The 15,114-nt window shown below is 44.4% G+C and carries 20 protein-coding genes; 17 read left to right on the top strand and 3 right to left on the bottom strand.

The window, feature by feature from the left end; translation table 11 throughout:
* Nucleotides 1-60: 60 nt before the first annotated feature.
* Together QUB63_RS32050 and QUB63_RS32045 are read right to left on the bottom strand one after the other, a co-directional pair.
* Entirely contained in the window at nt 61-993 is a 933-nt protein-coding gene (locus QUB63_RS32050) for a hypothetical protein (RefSeq protein WP_332949416.1), read from the bottom strand.
* Nucleotides 990-1,283, bottom strand: a complete 294-nt coding sequence (locus QUB63_RS32045; protein ID WP_332949415.1) for a hypothetical protein — start codon at nt 1,281-1,283, stop codon at nt 990-992. The genes QUB63_RS32050 and QUB63_RS32045 overlap by 4 nt, the downstream gene beginning before the upstream one ends.
* A gap of 284 nt (nt 1,284-1,567) precedes the next feature.
* Here QUB63_RS32045 and QUB63_RS32040 point away from each other — a divergent pair, with 284 nt between their 5' ends.
* The 15 genes from QUB63_RS32040 (at nt 1,568) to QUB63_RS31975 (ending at nt 10,449) form a co-directional block, all read left to right on the top strand.
* Nucleotides 1,568-1,912, top strand: a complete 345-nt coding sequence (locus tag QUB63_RS32040) for a hypothetical protein (protein ID WP_332949413.1) — start codon at nt 1,568-1,570, stop codon at nt 1,910-1,912.
* A 10-nt stretch (nt 1,913-1,922) separates the two neighbouring features.
* Nucleotides 1,923-2,165, top strand: coding sequence for a helix-turn-helix transcriptional regulator (locus QUB63_RS32035; RefSeq protein WP_332949412.1), 243 nt, complete (start codon nt 1,923-1,925; stop codon nt 2,163-2,165).
* Between the two features lie 23 nt (nt 2,166-2,188).
* Nucleotides 2,189-2,407 carry a helix-turn-helix domain-containing protein gene (locus QUB63_RS35230; RefSeq protein ID WP_332950700.1) on the top strand — a complete coding sequence of 73 codons (219 nt, stop codon included), beginning with the start codon at nt 2,189-2,191 and terminating at the stop codon, nt 2,405-2,407.
* Nucleotides 2,408-2,677: 270 nt separating this feature from the next.
* Nucleotides 2,678-3,217, top strand: a complete 540-nt coding sequence (locus tag QUB63_RS32030; RefSeq protein ID WP_332949410.1) for a hypothetical protein — start codon at nt 2,678-2,680, stop codon at nt 3,215-3,217.
* 125 nt (nt 3,218-3,342) lie between these two features.
* Nucleotides 3,343-3,561: a hypothetical protein gene (locus tag QUB63_RS32025; RefSeq protein WP_332949409.1), complete on the top strand. Its 219-nt coding sequence runs from the start codon at nt 3,343-3,345 to the stop codon at nt 3,559-3,561.
* 2 nt (nt 3,562-3,563) lie between these two features.
* Nucleotides 3,564-4,880, top strand: a complete 1,317-nt coding sequence (locus QUB63_RS32020) for a hypothetical protein (protein ID WP_332949408.1) — start codon at nt 3,564-3,566, stop codon at nt 4,878-4,880.
* A gap of 258 nt (nt 4,881-5,138) precedes the next feature.
* The gene (locus QUB63_RS32015) at nt 5,139-6,479 is read left to right on the top strand and encodes an AAA family ATPase (RefSeq protein ID WP_332949407.1); all 1,341 of its coding nucleotides are present in this window, start codon (nt 5,139-5,141) and stop codon (nt 6,477-6,479) included.
* The gene (locus QUB63_RS32010) at nt 6,430-6,717 is read left to right on the top strand and encodes a hypothetical protein (RefSeq protein ID WP_332949406.1); all 288 of its coding nucleotides are present in this window, start codon (nt 6,430-6,432) and stop codon (nt 6,715-6,717) included. Before QUB63_RS32015 ends, QUB63_RS32010 begins: the two co-directional genes overlap by 50 nt.
* Nucleotides 6,718-6,860: 143 nt before the next feature.
* Nucleotides 6,861-7,241, top strand: coding sequence for a DUF6876 family protein (locus QUB63_RS32005; protein WP_332949405.1), 381 nt, complete (start codon nt 6,861-6,863; stop codon nt 7,239-7,241).
* An 84-nt stretch (nt 7,242-7,325) separates the two neighbouring features.
* Nucleotides 7,326-7,661 (top strand): hypothetical protein, encoded by a 336-nt coding sequence (locus tag QUB63_RS32000; protein ID WP_332949404.1) that lies wholly within the window; start codon nt 7,326-7,328, stop codon nt 7,659-7,661.
* A gap of 68 nt (nt 7,662-7,729) precedes the next feature.
* Entirely contained in the window at nt 7,730-8,143 is a 414-nt protein-coding gene (locus tag QUB63_RS31995; RefSeq protein WP_332949403.1) for a DUF1257 domain-containing protein, read from the top strand.
* Nucleotides 8,144-8,283: 140 nt separating this feature from the next.
* The gene (locus QUB63_RS31990; protein WP_332949402.1) at nt 8,284-8,511 is read left to right on the top strand and encodes a hypothetical protein; all 228 of its coding nucleotides are present in this window, start codon (nt 8,284-8,286) and stop codon (nt 8,509-8,511) included.
* Between the two features lie 57 nt (nt 8,512-8,568).
* On the top strand, nt 8,569-8,928 hold the full coding sequence (locus QUB63_RS31985; RefSeq protein WP_332949401.1) for a hypothetical protein: 360 nt from the start codon (nt 8,569-8,571) through the stop codon (nt 8,926-8,928).
* A 363-nt stretch (nt 8,929-9,291) separates the two neighbouring features.
* Entirely contained in the window at nt 9,292-9,975 is a 684-nt protein-coding gene (locus QUB63_RS31980) for an MT-A70 family methyltransferase (protein WP_332949400.1), read from the top strand.
* Between the two features lie 126 nt (nt 9,976-10,101).
* Nucleotides 10,102-10,449 (top strand): hypothetical protein, encoded by a 348-nt coding sequence (locus QUB63_RS31975; RefSeq protein WP_332949399.1) that lies wholly within the window; start codon nt 10,102-10,104, stop codon nt 10,447-10,449.
* A 388-nt stretch (nt 10,450-10,837) separates the two neighbouring features.
* Here the strand turns inward: QUB63_RS31975 and QUB63_RS31970 are convergent, their stop codons facing one another.
* Nucleotides 10,838-12,316, bottom strand: a complete 1,479-nt coding sequence (locus tag QUB63_RS31970) for a hypothetical protein (RefSeq protein ID WP_332949398.1) — start codon at nt 12,314-12,316, stop codon at nt 10,838-10,840.
* A gap of 410 nt (nt 12,317-12,726) precedes the next feature.
* On the opposite strand from QUB63_RS31970, the gene QUB63_RS31965 reads away from it, so the two are divergent.
* Nucleotides 12,727-14,097, top strand: a complete 1,371-nt coding sequence (locus QUB63_RS31965) for a leucine-rich repeat domain-containing protein (RefSeq protein ID WP_332949397.1) — start codon at nt 12,727-12,729, stop codon at nt 14,095-14,097.
* A 363-nt stretch (nt 14,098-14,460) separates the two neighbouring features.
* On the top strand, nt 14,461-14,913 hold the full coding sequence (locus QUB63_RS31960) for a hypothetical protein (protein ID WP_332949396.1): 453 nt from the start codon (nt 14,461-14,463) through the stop codon (nt 14,911-14,913).
* Nucleotides 14,914-15,114: the final 201 nt, after the last annotated feature.

Below are 15,114 nucleotides of genomic sequence, written 5' to 3'. Positions count from 1 at the left end.
ACTGGCTCTGACAAAAAAATCCCGTAATTTTAGCAATTGACGCATATTTGGGCTGATTTGTCAATGCGTAAGTCCTATATTTCTCAGGGTCGCCACGCCACTGAGAAATTCTTTGGATTTGCCCAAGGCACACTCTAGAGATATGGCGATCGGTACTGGCACGGTGATTTCTTTGTATTTGAGAGGTTCGCCCTGAGTGTAGTCGAAGGGTTTTTCTTCTTCTGAATCTTGGGGTGGAGCTTGTGGCGCCGGAACGAGAGCTTGTGGCGCCGGAACGAGAGCTTGTGGCGCAGTATTTGGAACTGACTCACGATCGATAACTTTTTCTGCAACCGCCATTTGTTCTCTTGCAGTTGTTACTTGTGCTTCAAGAACTACCAGTAATCTATCGCGCAAATCAACGTAGCTGTACCGAATTCCCGAATCCCCGACAATTTCAGTTTTAGCTGGTTCGCGATGCGCTACGCGCCCGCAAGCTACGGGCTTGACGTGCCATCCGCCAGCAAGGCGAAATACTCGGCTGGGATTTTTGTTGCTCTTGTCCGCCCCCATCACCGCAATCAGAAGCTGTTGCAGTTCCCGCCACTGTTCCGGGGCGATCGGCTCGTCGAAAATCCAGTACGGCTGCATGGATTTATCACCGCTATAAATGGTAAAAGTGGGTTCGACAAACCCCAGCTCGCTCCATTTCTCGAATTGCTCGGCGAGCGGGATATCGTCCCACTCGCAAAAGATGGCGCAGCACTGTTTAATGTCAGCGTCGGTGTGTCCCCCGCCGGCACCGTTGACTACGACGTAGACTCCGCGCCCGTCTGATTGGTGTTTTTCAATTTGCTGCCAGTTGAGCGTATTTTCTTTGCGCCCGCCGTCGCCATTTTTGCGGGGGTCGCTGCTGTGGTAGAAAAATCTGAGGTAAACGCTGTCGCCCGGTTTGTAGCCTAAGTATTCCAGGTGGCGCAAAGCGGATTCGCGGTCGATCGGGTATGTGTTCATTTTTTTACTAATTCTTTGGTGTTAACCGAAGCTTTTTCAGATTCCCTTAACGATTTGATTAGAGTTTGCAGTTTCGATCGCAGGCGATCGATTTCAGCGCACAGCCGATCGCGCTCTTCTTCCAAATCGTTGATTTTTTCTTGCAAACCGGTAATTTTGTCGAGGGCTTTCCCGCAAGTGCCGATCTCTCCAGAGAAGTGGCATTCGTTACAAAGTCGGTTTGTCAGCTTGCCGAAGCGTCGCTTGCCGTCGCTGTGATAGTTGGTGCGGCACCATCCATTTTTTGTCACTTCTAAGACTCCGTACTGGGTTTTTTGTCACGGTTTCTCGCTAGTTGCAGCAATTCGGCGATGGGAATCCGCTTGGTTTTCCTGCGCTTGAGGCGCAGGAAAACTGTACTTATGCAGAAACTGGAGGCTGCAAATAGCGGTTTTGCGTTCGGGATTCCGATCTGGGTGAATTTGCTGAGAAGGCTGCGAGAATAGTGTTGGCGATCGGGCTGAGGCTCAATTCAAGCCCGATCGCTATGTTCTTTATCAAATTAATTGACAATTTGTCAGACAAATAGTATCCTATGGTTAACCAACAAAAAAGTCAAGGAGGCAACTCGCCATTGCTTGAATTACTAGAAAGAGCAAAAAATATACATGGGTGCAATTCTTGGGAAGAATTTGCAGCCTTAATTACTTTGAGATCCGGCGACCAAGTATCTGCAAATACTTTTAGAAGATGTGTAAGAGCTGGAAAAAAGGGCTGGTTCAAGCTAGCCTTAAGTCTTGTACAGTGGGACGCTATGGCTGAAATAACAGGTATCCCTGTGAATAAAATGCCTAGAATTTCCAGTGACGAAATCCACCACTTAGATTCGCTAAGCTTCAAATCTGGTTCTAATGACACACACAAAACAAAATCAAACTGAAATCAGTTTTATGACTTTACGTTCACGCACCGGGTTGACCCAAGAAGATTTGGCAGCGCAATTAAGTAGCGAGTTTAAAGCTTTAGGAAGTTACCGAAAAGTAACAAAAAAAAGTATTTCTGATTGGGAAACAGGAAGACATAAACCCAGATTTACTCCTGAAGAAACTCTTGCTGTTTGCACCATATTGCAGTGTTCTTTGAATGAATTGGCTAAAGCTTCTCAGTCAGCTATTTCTAGAGCTGTAGCGTAATTCTTGTATTGATAGAATCAGCCATGACTTTAAATCCCGTGGATCTTCGTAAAAAATTGGGTTTAACCCAAAAACAGGTAGCGGAGCTTTTGGGTATTCGTGAAGCAACTCTTAGTAACTGGGAAACTGGTAAGGTTCCCCATATTCCACCTTCTAAGATCAAGCGGATGATGGAGGTATATCAATGTGACATAGATGTACTCATAGAAGCTTTTGAGGGTAACAGGCTAGTTTCTCGGTAGTTATTTGGGCAATAAAATAAATGTAGGTTGGGTTGAGGAACGAAACCCAACAGCTTTTTTGTGATTGTTGGCTGTTGGGTTTCTCTTCGTTCAACCCAACCTACAGCTACTCAAGCGTTATTTGATTGACAATTTGTCAATCAAATAGTAAACTAAATTATAGCCAAAACACCGCAGCCCAAAACCCTGAGAACTAGCAGCCTCAGTAATTAACGATCTGCTAGGGCTGTGGTGTTGGTTTATTTCATTCAAGCTTTAGGGCTTTAAAAAATGGTCAAACAGAACATTGCTTCATCAGAAAGTGCGGAATTTTTTTGTCAAAATTCGCCAATAGTAGATTTTCTGAAACTTCCGTCAGCACCTTTTCACGCTCGAGCAAATTTGCCTAACGAATGCGGTGTCTACTTTGTTATTGACTCAAATAATGTGCTTCAGTACATAGGTTATTCTGGTTCAATAAGAACTCGGTTAACCGATCGAAATCATCGTTTGCTGTCGCTGAAGCTAGAATATTCTAGCTTCAGGGTTGCTTATTTTTTGTTGACGAACAAGACTTTAGCTCGCGCCTACGAGATTATCCTAATCGATTTTTACAAGCCTCCTATGAATTTAGTGCGTTATACCCGTTTGTTAGAACGCAGTTTCCAGCTTATAGAAGCCGAGTTTGATTCCGAAGTCGCCTCAAAGCTGACTTTGAAAAGATTTCTAACCCTGTCTCTAGAATCTTGGAAAAGATTGGAAAACTTAGCAACCAAGTTAGGTTTTGACTCCCTCGAAAACTTCCTAGAGAATCTTGGCTTGAAAGACTGAACATTAAGTGCTACCAACACAGTTCTGGACTTTTTACCCAAAAGCACAAGGAGACAACTAACGCGCACAAATGCACAGTATGTGTCACGACCAAACCGTGACACGTACACATACATATAAGGATTATGAAACAGTCAAAAAATGCTGCAAGTGCAGAGAAATTGAAACACAGAAAAGTTAGGCGCTCGATCACTTTAGATGCCGTTCTTTGGAAAGAACTGAAATACATCGCGCTCGACAGCGGTTACGGAACAATTGAGAATTTCTTGAAGGAAATGGCTTTGGATTCGCTGGATGCAGTTGAGGAAGCAAGAACCGGAAAATACGCTCTTACCAGGAACTAAAAATGGCTAAACTACCGACAACGTTTCAGACTTTGGATTTGACAGGATTTGAGTTCGATCGCACCCATCAATATGCAGGCATCACCCGCTCCATGGTAGATTTTGCTTGCGCGGTGCTTCAGAAAAACCGAATTGGGATTGCAGTTCGCAGTGTTAACGCAGCCCTCAAGGAAATCTACGGCATCGGAGGCAGCACGGATATTATCTGCAAGCTGCTCAAAGAGTGGCGGGCCGACAATCTGTCATCGGTGAGGGCTCGATCGGAGAAGGATTTGGCATCAGCATTAATCGAAACCGCTGACGATGGATTGCTGGAGGAGAGCGAAATTCCCGAAGAATATTTAGCAGTTTCTCGGCAAATGGCGATCGCCGGTTATCGGCTGGCTTATCAGAAACCTGATACTAGCGTGTCGGGCGATCGAATGAAATCCTTGGCGAATGAAAATGAAGTGATGCGACAACAGCTCAAAGATTTTCCCCAGTTGCTACTGGAAATCAAATTTTACAAGTCAGAGTACGATCGGCAGCGGGTCGAGCTTAAAGAAGCTTACATGAACCTCAACAAACAGCAGCTAGCAGATTCCGAACAATTTCGCTCGCAGTTGGATTTGCTGCAAGCCGAACGTAACGAATTGGAAGCTAAATTGGCAATTTCTGAAAAGCGTTTGGCGGAAGTTGCTGTCAGTGAAACTGCGTCGCGCGATCGAATCTCTGAAATTTCACAACTCACAGGAAGAATCGAAGCACGGGAACGTGAAGTTTCTAGTGTTCATTCCCAAATCCAAACTCTCCAAGCACAAGTTGGAGAGAAACAAGTCCTTGAATCTCAAATAGAACAACTTCGAGCGCAACTCAAAGATGCTTCGAGCACCATCACTAATCTGCAAAGTCAACAGAAAGTTAGTGGCGCTTTACAAGTCGATCGAGTTTTAGATGATTCAGATGATGAGCTAGTTACTGATGCTCAGCTCATGATGGAAAATGAAACACTCCATGCTGATTTGTCTGAAGCTCTCAGAGAAATTGAAATCTTGAAAGCTGCTCTTGCTAAAACTCCCGTCTCTCAAGCTGAATATAGAGCAGAATTACTTCCTGAAATACTTCCAGAACTACTCCCTGAAGCAGTTTCAGACTTGGTTGACCCTCTTTTACAACCCGTAAACTCTGACTCTGGCTCTGACTCTGATTCTGACTCTGATTCTGAGTCTGATTCTGGCTTTGACTCTGACCCTGTTAACTCTGAGCCTGTTGAACCTCCAGCTAAGCCCTCTGAACCTGTTCCCAGAAACAAAAAGCAAAAAGTTGCTTTGGCTAAATGAGTAACAGAAACAGAAACGAAACAGAAACGAAACAGAAACGAAAAGCTCAGTAACAGTTGCTGTTACTGTACTGAGCTTAGAAGGGAGAATGGGTATTGCTAGATATCTAATAAGTCTTGGGTGGGTGCTCAAGACTTGTAGCAAAATTGGTGACTCAAAAGCTCGATTGCGTACTAGCTCGGCAAATCACTGTACGAATCAGTGTACGAATCAGTGCTGGGTAGAGAGTAATTAGCAATTGATAATTGGATTAAAGACATGATAGATCAAAAGAAAGAAATTCAGCTAATGTTATTGGCCAGATTTCCTTTGCTTTGGGTGGTAAGCCCGGAAGAAGAACCAGCAGAAGAAATCTTGTGCCAAGTGGTCACAGGGGTAGAGGGACAAATCTATTTCTGGGATTTTGCACGTGGCTGGACAGATAATGGCACGGGCAAGGGAAATCCGATGCAAGCACTAGAGCGCATCAGCAAAGCGCCGGCAATGGAACAGGTAACAGTGTTTGTCATGAAGGATTTGGGAACGCTCATTGCCCCCGGTGCAAATGGACAGATAGCAATGAATCAACTAGCGATCGTCCGAGAAGTCAAAAACCTCGCAAAACAATTAGCCCGTGACCGTCGCTGTCTGGTGATTCTCTCCGACCAACTCAGAATTCCCCAAGAACTCTCTCAAGAAACGACGGTGGTGGATATCTCCTTACCAGGCATCGAGGAGATATCCAACTTGCTCACTCGATTGGTGGAACCCCCGGATCTCAAACTCAATGCGGAACAACGGCAGCAGTTTATCAAAGCTTGCCAGGGGCTGACCCGGTGCCGGATATCTCGCGTCCTGGCAAAATGTCTGGCTCGTGGTAAACGAGGCAAAGTCGATAGTGCGGCACGGACTATGATTATTGAGGAGAAACGCCAAACCATCCGCGAGACAGGGATTCTCGAATTTATTCCGCTTCAGGAATCCCTCGAAGTCGTTGGCGGACTCGAAATTCTCAAACAGTGGGTCAAATCTCGATCGCGCTCTTTCACCGACGAAGCCCGCGAATACGGTTTGCCCAACCCCAAAGGTGTCCTGCTCGCCGGCATTCAGGGTACTGGTAAATCGCTACTTGCCAAGACGATCGCCACTGAATGGAAACTCCCGCTGCTGCGCCTCGATGTCGGTCGCGTGTTCGGCAGCATGGTCGGTGAAAGTGAAAACCGTATTCGACAGGTAATTAAGCTGGTTGAGGCGATCGCACCGTGCTGCTTAATGTTAGATGAAGTGGAAAAAGCGTTCGCTAACATCACGTCAGGCATGGACGGTGATTCAGGAACTAGCCAACGAGTCTTTGGAACGTTGTTGACCTGGATGCAAGAAAAAACTGCTCCGGTGTTTGTGGTGATGACCGCGAACCGTGCCGAAGTTTTGCCGGCCGAGTTGATTCGTAAGGGACGCATTGATGAAATTTTCTGGGTAGACCTCCCGAACCTCACAGAGCGGGAGGCAATTTTCCGAGTTCACCTCACCCGCGTCCGACCCGATCGAGTCAAGCTGTGGATCTTTCGATTTGAAGCTGCTGGCAGAGCGATCGAAAAATTTCTCTGGTGCAGAGATTGAGCAAGTTGTTTATGACGCGATGGTCTGTGGTTTTACCAACGGCGCTGAATTTACCGAGCGAGATTTGATAGCAGCGATCGCCGGCTCTGTTCCTCTGGCACAAATAGCCGAGGCACAAATTGATGAACTCAAAACTTGGGCAATTCGATCGGGTGCTAAATCCGCCAGTATCCCTGATGTTCAAACGCAATCCAATTCATATTCTCGTCTTTCCCCTCTTCAAGTTGATGAAAATTAATTCCTTGATTTCTCTAGCTTTTTTTAAACTAGAGAAATCAGCGAGAAAGTTAGGAAAAAGTCAAGTAATGCTTCGCTGTGGGGGGGTGATGTTTTGAATTTGGAATCAGATTATGCCAAAGATGATGGATGCCGAAACCAAGAATGCAGAATCTAAAACACTTTTGTGGGACGGAGCAATATTACAAACATTTTCTCGGGATTCGCTATACCGATGGAGTCAAATACTTGGCTGAGAATGCTCAATGCTATTGGTTGATTGATGCCATCGCCTCCCATCAGCCAAAAGTTAACATAATTCAAAGACTGAGAGAGTTTCAACTCTGGTTCCTTCATGTTGGAACGGCACACGAATTCATCAAGCCCAAGGCAGGAAATAAAGCTGTCTTGACCTGTTGGGAAGATAAACCCACTGCTGAAACCCAACCTGTAGTTATTCAACAGATACCGTTTACCGATTTCCCATTGCCAGAAATCAAGCTTTATCTACAAGATAAAATTCTTCTGTTGCCAGACGAAAATTAAGCCTTAAAAGTCTGTCCATTTCTCCCCCACTGGATACTGGACAGGCTTTCGCACTACATCACTTACACAAATCAGGAGCATCAAATGGCTTTTGACACAAAAACAATGGAAAAACCTACAAGAGAGGAACAACTCCGCTCGCTCCAAGCACAAGTTAATGAAATCTTTGCAGAAGCAATCAGTAACAAAATAACGTTAGAGGTTTTTGCTCTTGAGATTTGGGTAAATGCAGTGCAAGAGAAAGCACCTTATGTGGCGATCGCCTCGCGAATGATTAATCTGGCTACAGGTTTGATTGAAGATGAAAATCTAGCATTTCTCCGGTTCCTGGCTAAAGAAACACTTGCACAAAATGTTGCAAAAAGTCAGTGGGCGGTACAGTTGATTTATAACGGCTTAGTCATCAACAACCGTTCCTAACTTTATTTTCGATGAAATGTAAAATCCCTGGCTGCGTCAATCTCTTATTCTTTTAGGAAATTTAGAAGATGTCACACTTAACTCACATCCGAACTCAAATCAAGAACCCGATCGTCCTGCAACAAGTTCTTGAGGAAATGATTGAATCGGGACTTGATGGAATTCTTGCGGGAGCCTATCTGGAAACAAACACACATATTCACGACCCTTTCGGCAACAGTAAACTAGCAGAGTTTGTCATTCGGCGCAAACAAAGCTATCAGGGTGGTTACGACTTTGGCTTCAAACTGACAGAAACAGAAGAATTTGAGTTTTTAACCCGTGATGGTTCCAAGCGAGATGCAAAAATATTTATGCAAAAACTATTGCCTTGGTATGCACGGGAAAACACTTTGGCAGCACTAAAGGCTCAAGGATTTAACATTGAATCTCAGGTTGAAGACAATGGCGAAATTGTGATAGTTGCTGGCAAGTGGTGTTAATTCTTAAAGCCAAAGTGAAGCTGATAATGCTTCGCTTTGGGGTATTGAGTCTTGAAACTCAGAGGAAACCGAAATGTGCCAACAAACTACTCAACAAACTACTGAACAAAAAACAGACGCAGAAATCCGACAATTCAAAGATGAAACACATTGTTGTCCTGAACATAATTGATGAACCAAAGCCTAAACAGTGGGTTGTTATTGAAGAACCGCCCCTGATATTAACTTGGCGGGGAATGTATTTTCAATTCAATCGGAAAGAAACGCATTTACCCGAAGTCTACTGCACAAAATACATTTACAACGAGGTAAATGGCTGTCCTCTGGCTGCAATTTCTACACCGGAAATTGTTGATGAGCCAAACTAATCACCAAAACTACTCACTGTACAGACGTTCTGCCAGAACGTCTATCACGAAAAATCAATGAACTCAGAAAAATCAACGAATGATGAATCGAAATTGCCACTAATTGAGCCACTAGAACTTCAAAATCTTCACAATCGAGTTAGCTTAATTTTTGAAGAAGCCATAGCAAAAAAATGGAGTTTTCAAGAATTTGCTATTAAGATTTTAGCCAATTGTGCAGCCCGTGAGCCTGTTTACATTTTGATTGCCTCAATCTTGATACAGAAAGCAACCAATCTTAATGGAGAAGAAAATTATGCTCTCATACAGCATTTGATTATGGCTGTACGTCAAAAGAACTATCAAAAAATTAGAAAAAAAGTTCAAATTCTCAGCCAGGGATTAGCAATTAACGAAGTCAAAAGAGAACAAACTTAGAGGCACACAGATGACAAAAAATGAATTTTTTGAAATAGTTCGCAGACAAATTACTCTACTATTTAGAGAAGCATAAAAAGAAAACCTTTCTGCTGACCAATTTGCTGCAAAAATCTGGCTGGGAACAATTCTAGGAAGTATCCCAGAAAAAACTTTAGCGTCTATATTGTTTGAAAAGGCTACTAATGTTAGCCCCGAAGAAACCTATCAAATGATAGACAATTTGGTGGAGCGATGTCGCGTTCGCGACCCGCAAGCTACGAAATTACGCGAAGGAGATGCAGTTAAACGCGCAATTTCGTTAATTATCCAAGGTTTGCAAATTCTTGATAGTGAATCAAAATCCACAAATCAGTCAGGAAAATGACAAATTACAAAGCTAAATACAAAGCCGACGATCGGGTAGGGCAAATGAAGTTGTCGATCGCACTTCAGTTTCTTCCCGATCTTCCTCCAATCCCCAAAAAAGACTATCGACTGATTGTGCTCGATCCGCCCTGGGAATTCTCTCTTAGAGAAGCCGACAAAACTCACCGGGGACGGTGCAGCTACCCATCCATGAAAGATGAAGAAATTCTGAAGATGCCGATTTACGACATTGCCCACGAACACGCTTATGTGCTGTTGTGGGTGACGAACAACCATCAATACCTCGGTTTCCGGTGCTTAGAGAAATGGGGATTCACGCATCGATCGACCTTCACATGGGAGAAGGTCACGAAGGATGGCAGACCCCACATCGGAATGGGTCATTACGGAAGAAACTGTACTGAGCACTTCCTGGTAGCTACCAAAGGGGAACCAGGGAGTTTTAGCGCCCACGGTCTAACGAATATCCCCAACATCATCCGTGCCCGGAGAGGTAAGCATTCTCAGAAACCTGAAGAGTTTTGGACGATCGCAAATCAACTCGCAGAAAAACTGAAGAATTGTGAGCAATTGGGGCAATTGTCGCAACCGTCGAGGATTGAGTTGTTTGCTAGAGAACAGCGCTCCAACTGGGATTCTTGGGGCGCAGAAGCTAACGGGAAATTGAAAAATGACTAATTTGACTAATTCTGAAATTGTTCACAAACACATCCAAAACCCAAGCCCAAAGCAGATTTTAGTGCTTCGCTGTGGGGTTGAGATTTTCTCTAATTCAACACCGTTTTTACCACAGGAGCCGTCCAGATGCGATTTTACGTTTTAATTAACTCAACAGGAATTCAAGAAGTAGCAGCAACTGAACTGCCACAAATCCCCGAAATTCAAAAGCTTGTAGGGATTCCAGGGGAAGAAGCGTTTTTTGAGGCAGTCTACCACTGTTATTCTGACCCGTCACTTGCTATCTTGTGTGATGATGACGAATTGCGGAAGGCTCATCAGCCAACTATGCTTACTCCAAAGCGCGTCATCCTTCAGGGACAAATTTTCGTTGTGGCGATCGATCCACAAATTGAAGATTTCTGTCTGTTGACTCAGCAGCAGGTAGACTTGGTGAAACGAGAAACCAAACTTTATCAAGTACATTCACGTTAGCCCTAACAAATCATGCCCCCAATCCTGGGGCATGATTGCAAATAGAGCACCTATTAAACACCTATCAAGCACCTATCAAAGGAACAACAACGAAAAAATGAATAATAATCTGTACCGAAGAATTGTTCAATATGCCAGGGTAATTGCTGGGGGGACGACTTACCCTGGTCAGGGCTGTACACTGCCCGAAGCGTCTACAATCTGCTTAAAACTTCAGAACCTCTTTACCCAGAAGACATAGGTACTCAATTAGACTTATCCGCCGAGTACGTTAATCAAATCATTTTGGCTTTGCAGAATGGTCGGGTTTCCATTAAGTCAGTTCCTACAGAAACCATCACTGGTAGACCCAGAGTAAAATATACCATCTGTCGTTGGGGAGGTGCCATCATCGCCTTGGTCGGGTAGAAGCTCGGTTTTTGAGCTGTGGCGGTGTCTTGTCGCTATAGGTAAATGGTAGCGCTCCGTTGCCTTTTAATCTCTCCTCCAACCATTTGGGTTTCTCGCTAAACGAGATCGACATCGTACCGTCGGGAGCAACGCGATACAGCCATTTTGCCCCCGGACAAATAGACGAATTCATATCGGGAACCGATGGCGGCCATTTTCCGGTTTTGGCTGCTAGTGCTTTGACTTGCAAAATTTTCTGAGTCAGCTCCAAATCCAACATACGCTGGGCTGCTTTACGGGTTTGGCTGGAAAAACTTGTAGATGTCCTACTTATAAAATTCCACCACGCGGAGTTCTTTGCCGGGGCTAAATCAGAAGCGCAAACATTCTGCTGGCGAGATGCTGCAAGCGATCGTTTATAGACTTGATAATTATCAATCGCACAAAAGCGAAAATAAGGTTTGATCACCGGCTTGAACCACACCAAGACATGAGAGAAAGTCCAGTCTAAGATTTTTTGTTCTAAAGTTAAATTTGAGAAATACCCCCCTTGAATTAGGGAAAACATTCCCTGATCAGTATAAGGGCTTAATGCTTTTAGTATCGAAGACCACGAGTGCTTCCAAAGGAAGTATTGCAAAAATTTGAACGTAAATAAATATTCCCCCTGCACAGATGTCAATACCGATTCGCGGTAATCGTATTCCAGCAAGCGTTGCTGCCACTGGGCCGGAAGGATCTCGACTTTCCGCATCACCCCTGCTGGATATTTAGTCCCAATCAAAGCCACAAGTTGAGGGATTAGGCGGGGGCTTTCTGTTAAAGACTGGTTGATTTTCCAGGATACTTCCAGCATTTCTGCTGCTGCTTGGGTCTGACCTTTACGGTATTTTTCTAGAATGTCTAGAGCTAAAACTTGTTGAAAATTAGCCTGCCATAAATAATCAGGTGAGAAAACCGTTATATTTCCTTCCAGAATCCCGCTAATATCTGTTCCCCAGTGCGGTACTACATTATTTAAGACTTGCTCGCGAAGTTCTGCTAAAGCCGTTTGCCGGGAGGCGAGATAGCGCTGTAATTTCTCTGAAGGTGGATTTACGGTATCGTTTGGTTTGGCAATCTCAGCGTCTAGGTACTGAGTTAATTCTTGTCTGATTTCTTCAAATGCCTTTCGATCGTCCTCTGAAGGCTTAAAATCAGCCCTAGACTTGATGGAGCGATCGACAGGAGAGAAACTTGCCCCTCCATCGAACCCCACTTTAGCGAGGGACGCCCCCAGCTTCAACGCCGCATCATTCGGCTCTGTTTTGGGAAACCGTTGGGCAAATGCTGCTAAATCCTGCTCGATTTCTTTTTCTTGCACAGAGGCGATATAGTTGCCACCCACAATCCAGACTGCCAGCAGTCCCGCCCACCCAACAGCCGAACCACCCAGAAATTTAAGGTTCCGTCTGACCGATGCGTTTTGAATGCCCATAAACTCCTCCTTCGCGCGAGTACACCTGAAAATGAGGCGTTGCTGAATACAAGTATGAATTCAAGTTTTCGGAATGGCTATAAGCCAAGTAGGGTGAGTTTTGTAACATCAAGCGAAAAGTTTATTCATACGCCAGAATCAGCAACGCCTTACCTGTTTATCTTGCCCACTTTTTTTGGGCGCACGATCACCTAACCAGGCCGTGTAACCTTTCTGCACTTATCCAGCAAGCCCTAAATACCTAACACGCCGCACCCGAAGGCTAGAGCAGGATAGGACATTTTCCCCGCCTAGAGCTTTTTAGAGATGTTGGAGGCTGTAAATCAGAAAATATGAATATCCTGACATACCCTCTGCAATTTCAAGTCCTAGATGGGGAAATATATAAAAATCTACAGAGGTTATTCCCTATGATTTTATTAATCCTTGTTTTCATGTTGGTGGTATCGAGTCAGTCGCAAAATAGTGGAAATGAACCTTTCTCATGGGTCATGCAGAAACAACGGGGCGATAGTGGACGGACATTTGCTGATTGGTGTCACGAAAAGGCTTCTTTGAGTCCTGAGACTAAACATACTGTTGAGGTGTTGTTAGAGAAAGCGGGAACTACTGAGTGCGAGGCTGCCGATCGACAACTTTCGAGTCTCACGGAACTTACTCTCGACAGCAATCAAATCCGTGACATCAAACCGCTAGCATCCTTGACTAACCTGACTAAGCTTTACATCTACAAAAATCAAATCCGTGACATCAAACCGCTAGCATCCTTGACTCACCTGACTGCGCTCGCCCTCACCAACAATCAAATCAGCGACATCAAACCGCTAGCATCCTTGACTCACCTGACTACGCTCACCCTCTACAGCAATCCAATCAGGGACATCAAACCGCTAGCATCCTTGACTAACCTGACTACGCTCTACCTCTCCAACAATCAAATCAAGGACATCAAACCGCTAGCATCCTTGACTAACCTGACTACGCTCTACCTCTCCAACAATCAAATCAGCGATATCAAACCGCTAGCGTCCTTGACTAAACTGACCGATCTCGACCTTGATGGCAATCAAATCGGCGACATCAAACCGCTAGCATCCTTGACTAAACTGACCGATCTCGACCTTGATGGCAATCAAATCAGCGACATCAAACCGCTAGCATCCTTGACTAACCTGACTCGGCTCGACCTCGATGGCAATCAAATCAGCAACATCAAACCGCTAGCATCCTTGACTAAACTGTATTGGCTCTCCCTCGACACCAATCCGATCGGGGACATCAAACCGCTAGCATCCTTGACTAACTTGACTTTCCTCTCCCTCACCAACAATCAAATCAAGGACATCAAACCGCTAGCATCCTTGACTAACCTGACTCGGCTCACCCTCGACAGCAATCAGATCAGAGACATCAAACCGCTAGAATCCTTGACTAACCTGACTGAGCTCAACCTTGAGAACAATCAAATCAGCGACATCAAACCGCTACAACCTTTGGCTAACCTGACTCGGCTCAACCTTGAGAACAATCAAATCAGCGACATCAAACCGCTACAATCTTTGGCTAACCTGATTCGGCTCAACCTTGAGGACAATAAAATCAGTGACATTAAACCGTTAGCATCCTTGACTAACCTGACTGAGCTCAACCTTGAGGACAATAAAATCAGTGACATTAAACCGTTAGCATCTTTGACTACCCTGAAGTATCTCAAGCTTAGCAATAATTCGCTCGCTTCTAAAATTTGCCCTATCCAGCAAAGTTATAGATGTGTCTGGTAAATTACAGACTCAACCATACAGCTTTATTAGCAACTTTTATAGTTATCTTTGCTGTGTCGGCTTAAATCTCTCACACTTTGTCTTACCCTTAAACCTTTAGCGGGATTTTTTCGACGGGCTGTTAAGTCTTTGTCGAAGTGAAAAAGATTTAGAAGACCGTCGGAAAAATAGCCGCCTGCCCGTCCGGCTGAGGACATTTAAAGTCATGTGTCACGCGCTTGGCGCTATTTAATAACCTTAGCGGTTCCAGGCTCTGACTCAGGATAGATGGATATGCTGAGCTAGCTTTTGGGTGTGGGGTGTTAGGTATTTATAAAACCAGTTATGAATACCTAACCTCACTCTGCAACGCAGTCGTAAGACTTGCAAGCTCTAGGCTGGGAAATATGGTTATCCCCGCCTAGAACAAGGTTTTGGAGTGGGTGGGAAAATACGGAATTTAAAAAGCTGAAAGTCTTACCCGTAAAGGATTCTAAAACTCCTCAGACTGTTCAGACTTATTCAGACTTAAATCAGAAAAATCAAACTCTCTCAGAAGCAAAGAGAGAGAGAAATTTAATTCTTTGGAAAGAGTTTGATGAATCAACACGAAGGGAACTCAGCTATTTTGCGTACCAAGTTGCAATTCCTCAATTACCAAAAAGACCAACTTTGCCAGATGTATGGATAAGCTGTCACTGCGGAGAACTCTTTAATCAGATGATGTGCGATGTTGAATTTCAAAAGAAATGGGAGCAATTTTCCGGCAATTTTCTGACGGTAGAAATTCAGGAGGATACCTCGAAATCTGAACCGCGTGACACATGGGATTGGTGACAACTGGCGGTTACAGATAGCGGTTATTTAACCCTTTGGGTAACTTGTAGCAGTTCCGGTCGCGACTCAGGATACTTTCATATCCTCACCAATAACCCAACCCCCCCAGCTTTGATAAGTTTGCTTTGTTATTCATTACCGTTTCCATAAGTGACGGATGTCAAAGTTAAACTAACCATTTTCATAAAAGGCTGTCAAATC

Origin of the sequence: Microcoleus sp. ARI1-B5 (genome assembly GCF_036705795.1) — a bacterium.
Lineage (GTDB): Bacteria > Cyanobacteriota > Cyanobacteriia > Cyanobacteriales > Microcoleaceae > Microcoleus.
Note: the sequence above shows the minus strand (reverse complement) of the source record. Positions and strands in the feature narration are given on the sequence as shown.